4 protein-coding genes are annotated in these 4,582 nt (G+C 70.9%); 2 read left to right on the top strand and 2 right to left on the bottom strand.

Features of this window, described 5'->3' with window-relative positions:
- Positions 1–30: 30 nt before the first annotated feature.
- Positions 31–399 (bottom strand): hypothetical protein, encoded by a 369-nt coding sequence (locus GKQ77_RS28090; protein WP_219691729.1) that lies wholly within the window; start codon positions 397–399, stop codon positions 31–33.
- A 115-nt stretch (positions 400–514) separates the two neighbouring features.
- A complete protein-coding gene (locus GKQ77_RS28085; protein WP_219691728.1) occupies positions 515–1,771 on the bottom strand; it encodes a PucR family transcriptional regulator in 1,257 nt (418 codons plus the stop codon).
- Between the two features lie 162 nt (positions 1,772–1,933).
- Here GKQ77_RS28085 and GKQ77_RS28080 point away from each other — a divergent pair, with 162 nt between their 5' ends.
- The gene (locus tag GKQ77_RS28080) at positions 1,934–2,860 is read left to right on the top strand and encodes a proline dehydrogenase family protein (RefSeq protein WP_219691727.1); all 927 of its coding nucleotides are present in this window, start codon (positions 1,934–1,936) and stop codon (positions 2,858–2,860) included.
- Between the two features lie 55 nt (positions 2,861–2,915).
- Positions 2,916–4,547, top strand: coding sequence for an L-glutamate gamma-semialdehyde dehydrogenase (gene pruA, locus GKQ77_RS28075; RefSeq protein WP_055529659.1), 1,632 nt, complete (start codon positions 2,916–2,918; stop codon positions 4,545–4,547).
- Positions 4,548–4,582: the final 35 nt, after the last annotated feature.

Genomic DNA, 4,582 nt, shown 5'->3' with positions numbered 1-4,582 from the left:
GCCGAGGCGCGGCTCCGGGTGCGCGCCGGGTCAGGAGAAGTTGATGCAGGTGACGGGCACGAAGCCCCGGGTGTTGCCGTACGTGCCGTAGTACCACTTGTTGCTGCTCTTGCCGCAGAGCCGGTAGGAGTCGCCCGACCACTTCTTGGCCATGTCGCAGAGGTCGCCCCGCTTGCCCTTGGGCCAGAGGCCGAGCGCGGTGCCGTTCACCTTCGGCGTCGAGCGGATCTTCACGCTCTCCTTCGCCGGGACGTTGCTGAAGCCGTTCCCGCAGTCGTGCGCCGCGGCGGCCGCGGTCTTCGGGGCGGAGGGGGTCTCGGCCACGGCGACACCGCCCGTGAAGGCGGTGGCGACAAGGGCGGCGGAGGTGACGGCCGGGCCCAGCAGCTTGAATCTCATCGGTGTGCGTTCTCCCCTGTGGAGTGAGGTGTCAGCGGACGGGAGAGAACGTATCCCGCCATGATCACGACAGCGGGGTTCTGTTGCGGGGTGTTACAGGCGTGACGAATGGTGCTTACAGTCGTGACGACTTCAGGACCATGTGCAGCAGCAGCCGGTCCTCGCCCTCGTCCAGGTCGAGGCCGGTCAGCTGCTCCACGCGCGACAGGCGGTAGTAGAGCGTCTGGCGGTGGATGCCCAACTCCGCAGCCGTGCGGCCCGCTTGGCCCGCGCAGTCCAGGAACACCTCGGCGGTGCGGGCCAGTTCGCGGTGGGCGGGGCTCAGCAGCTGGGCGGCCACCGGGTCGTGCGCCGCCTCCGGGGGCAGGGCCGTCAGGAGGCGGTAGGGGCCCACGTCCGACCACTGCGCCACCGGGCCGAACCGCCGCTCGGCGAGCGCCGCGCGGGCCGCCGCCGACGCCTCCCACCAGGCGGCGCCCAGCTCCTCCAGACCGTGCCGGGCCCCGGCGATCCCGGCGGCGGCCCCGGCCCCGGCGGACCCGGGGGAGGCCCCGGCGGCGAGCCCGGGCGCGGCTGCCCGCGCGGTCTCCAGGAGCCGCGAGGCCGCCGTGCGCGCGGGGGCGAGCGCGTCGGCCGAGCGGAGGCGGACCAGCGCCGCGAGGGACTGGCCCGTCGTGCCCCACGGCACCGTGCAGACCGCCGCCGCCCCCTGCACCGTACGGGCCGCGGGGGCGTCGTCCGGGTCGGCGGACGGCCACGGCGCCACGCACACCACCGCGTGCAGCCCCTCGCCACGGGCGCCGAGTGCCGTGCGCAGGGCCGCCACCGCCATGTCCCGCTGCCAGCCCCGCTCGGCGGTCAGGACCGCGCGGAACTCCCGCGTCAGATCGGCGCCCGCCTGCGCCTCGTCGGCAAGGAGCGCGCCGATTCTGGCCGCCACCTCCATGGCGGCGGCCAGCTGCCGCTCGGTGGGGCCCGGGTCGTCGTCGAGCAGCCATACGTATCCCAGGGCGAAGCCGCGATGGCGTACGGGCAGACAGACGCGGCCCCGGTGGACGCCCGCCTCCGGGGTGGGCGGGATACGGACCGGGCCCCTGGCGCGGGTGATGCCGAAGCCCTCGAACCAGGCGCGGACCTCGGCCGTGGAGCGGCGCGTCAGGATCGAACGGGTGCGGACGGGGTCGAGGACGGTCGCGTCGAAGCCGCTCTCGCCGTCGCCGCCGCCGTCGTGCGCGCCGAAGGCGATCAGCTCGAAATCGCGGTTCTCCAGGGTCGCGGGGGCGCCGAGCAGCGCCGAGATCTCGTCGACCAGTTCTTGGTAGTCGCCTTTCACCCGTCCATTCTCGCGCAGGGAGCCACCTTCTTCAGACATCTGTCTGAGATCCAGGGCACGGATGCGTGACAGGTGTCGATGGCCCCCGATCGGAGGGATCCTTAGATTTCACGGTGGTTCTCCGTGCCGTACCGCAGCATTCGTCCCCACGTGGGGACATGTCGGTAAGGCCCTCGATTCGTACACCTGTGGAGGTGCCCCGTGCTGGGTCCCGTGATCCTCGCCGCGTCGCGCAGCGACCAGATGCGCCGGTTCGTCTCGGCGGCCCCCGGCACCAAGCAGGTCGTCGCCCGGTTCATCGCCGGTGAGAGCGTCGACCAGGTCGTCCCGATCATCGTCGACGCCGCCGACAAGGGCCTCGAGGTCACCCTCGACGTGGTGGGCGAGGACATCACCACCGTCGAGCAGTCCCACGCGGCCCGCGACGCCTACCTGGAGCTGATCGACCGCCTGAAGGACCTGGGCCTCGGCACCAGGGCCGAGATGTCCGTGAAGCTGTCGATGTTCGGCCAAGCGCTGGAGGGCGGCCACGAGCTTGCCCTCGCCAACGTCCGGCCCGTCGTCGAGGCCGCCGCCGCCATCGGCACCACGGTCACCCTGGACGCCGAGGACCACACCACCCTCGACTCGATGTTCGCCATCCACGACGCGCTGCGCGAGGACTTCCCGCAGACCGGCTGCGTCATCCAGGCCTACCTCTTCCGCACCGAGGCCGACGCCCGCCGCCTCGCCGCGAACGGCAGCCGCGTGCGTATCGTGAAGGGGGCCTACAAGGAGCCCGCCGAGGTCGCGTACCAGGACAAGGCCGAGATCGACAAGGCGTACGTCCGTGTCCTGCGCATCCTGATGGAGGGCGAGGGGTACCCGATGATCGGGTCCCACGACCCGCGCCTGATCGCCATCGCGCAGGAGCTGGCGCGGCGCGCGGGGCGCAAACTGGATGAGTACGAATTCCAGATGCTCTACGGCATCCGCAGCGACGAGCACCTGCGGCTGGCCGCCGAAGGCCACCGGATGCGTGTCTACACCGCCTACGGAACCGACTGGTACGGCTATTTCATGCGCCGTCTCGCGGAGAAGCCGGCGAACCTCCTCTTCTTCGCCCGCTCCATCCTCACCAAGGACTGAAACCAAGGGCTGAGCTTCCCACCCCCTCGACCCTCTTAAAGGAGATACGGAACTCATGGACGCCGTGACCCAGGTCCCCGCCCCCGTCAACGAGCCGGTGCACGGCTACGCACCCGGTTCCCCGGAGCGGGCCCGCCTCGAGACCAAGCTCAAGGAGCTGGCCGAGAACCCCATCGAGCTGCCGATGACCATCGGCGGCGTCAAGCGCCTCGGTGGCGGCGAGCCCTTCCAGGTCGTGCAGCCGCACAACCACAAGGCCGTCATCGGCACCGGCCGCCACGCGACCCAGCAGGACGCCCAGGACGCGATCGACGCCGCCCTGGCCGCCGCCCCCGCGTGGCGCGCGATGTCCTTCGACGACCGCGCCGCGATCATCCTGCGCGCCGCCGAGCTGCTCTCCACGACGTGGCGCGAGACGCTGGCCGCCTCCACGATGCTCGGCCAGTCGAAGACCGCCCAGCAGGCCGAGATCGACACCCCCTGTGAGCTGGTCGACTTCTGGCGCTTCAACGTGAAGTACGCCCGTGACCTGCTCGCCGAGCAGCCCCCGGCGAACGCCACCGGCGTCTGGAACCGCCTGGACCACCGCCCGCTGGAGGGCTTCGTCTACGCGATCACGCCGTTCAACTTCACGGCCATCGCGGGCAACCTCCCCACCGCCCCGGCCCTGATGGGCAACGTGGTCGTGTGGAAGCCGTCCCCGACGCAGACCCACGCCGCCGTGCTGCTCATGCAGCTCCTGGAGGAGGCGGGCCTGCCCAAGGGCGTCATCAACCTCGTCACCGGTGACGGCATCGCGGTCTCGGAGGTCGCCCTGCACCACCGCGACCTGGCCGGCATCCACTTCACCGGCTCGACCCCGACCTTCCAGCACCTGTGGAAGACGGTCGGCGAGAACATCGCCAAGTACCGCACCTACCCGCGTCTGGTCGGCGAGACCGGCGGCAAGGACTTCGTCGTCGCCCACCCGAGCGCCGACCGCGCGATCCTCAAGACCGCGCTGACCCGTGGCTCCTTCGAGTTCCAGGGTCAGAAGTGCTCGGCGACCTCGCGCGCGTACATCCCGGCCTCGATCTGGAACTCCGGCTTCAAGGAGGAGTTCGCGGCCGAGGTCGACGGCATCAAGATGGGTGACGTCACCGACCTGTCGAACTTCATCGGCGCCGTCATCGACGAGCGCGCGTTCGCCAAGAACAAGGCGGCCATCGACCGCGCCAAGGCGGACGAGTCCTGCACGATCGTCGCGGGCGGCACCTACGACGACTCGGTCGGCTACTTCGTGCGCCCGACCGTCGTCGAGTGCTCGGACCCGGCCAACGAGGTCTTCACCACCGAGTACTTCGGCCCGTTCCTCGCCGTCCACGTCTACGAGGACGACAAGTACGACGAGATGCTGACCCAGATGGAGTCGGTCTCCGACTACGCGCTCACCGGTTCGGTCATCGCGAACGACCGCGCGGCGGCCGCGTACACGATGGAGAAGCTGCGCTACGCGGCGGGCAACTTCTACATCAACGACAAGTCGACCGGCGCCGTCGTCGGCCAGCAGCCCTTCGGCGGCGGCCGCGCCTCCGGCACCAACGACAAGGCGGGCGCCCCGCAGAACCTCCAGCGGTGGACGCTGACGCGCGCCATCAAGGAGACGCTGGTCCCGCCGACCGAGTACGGCTACCCGCACATGGGCTGACGCCCACCACGGGCCGCCCCGGCCCGCCCCTGAAC

This window comes from Streptomyces anatolicus (assembly GCF_019400875.1).
Lineage (GTDB): Bacteria > Actinomycetota > Actinomycetes > Streptomycetales > Streptomycetaceae > Streptomyces > Streptomyces anatolicus.
The sequence above is the reverse complement of the archived record's forward strand: the minus strand, read 5'-3'. Positions and strand labels throughout refer to the sequence as shown.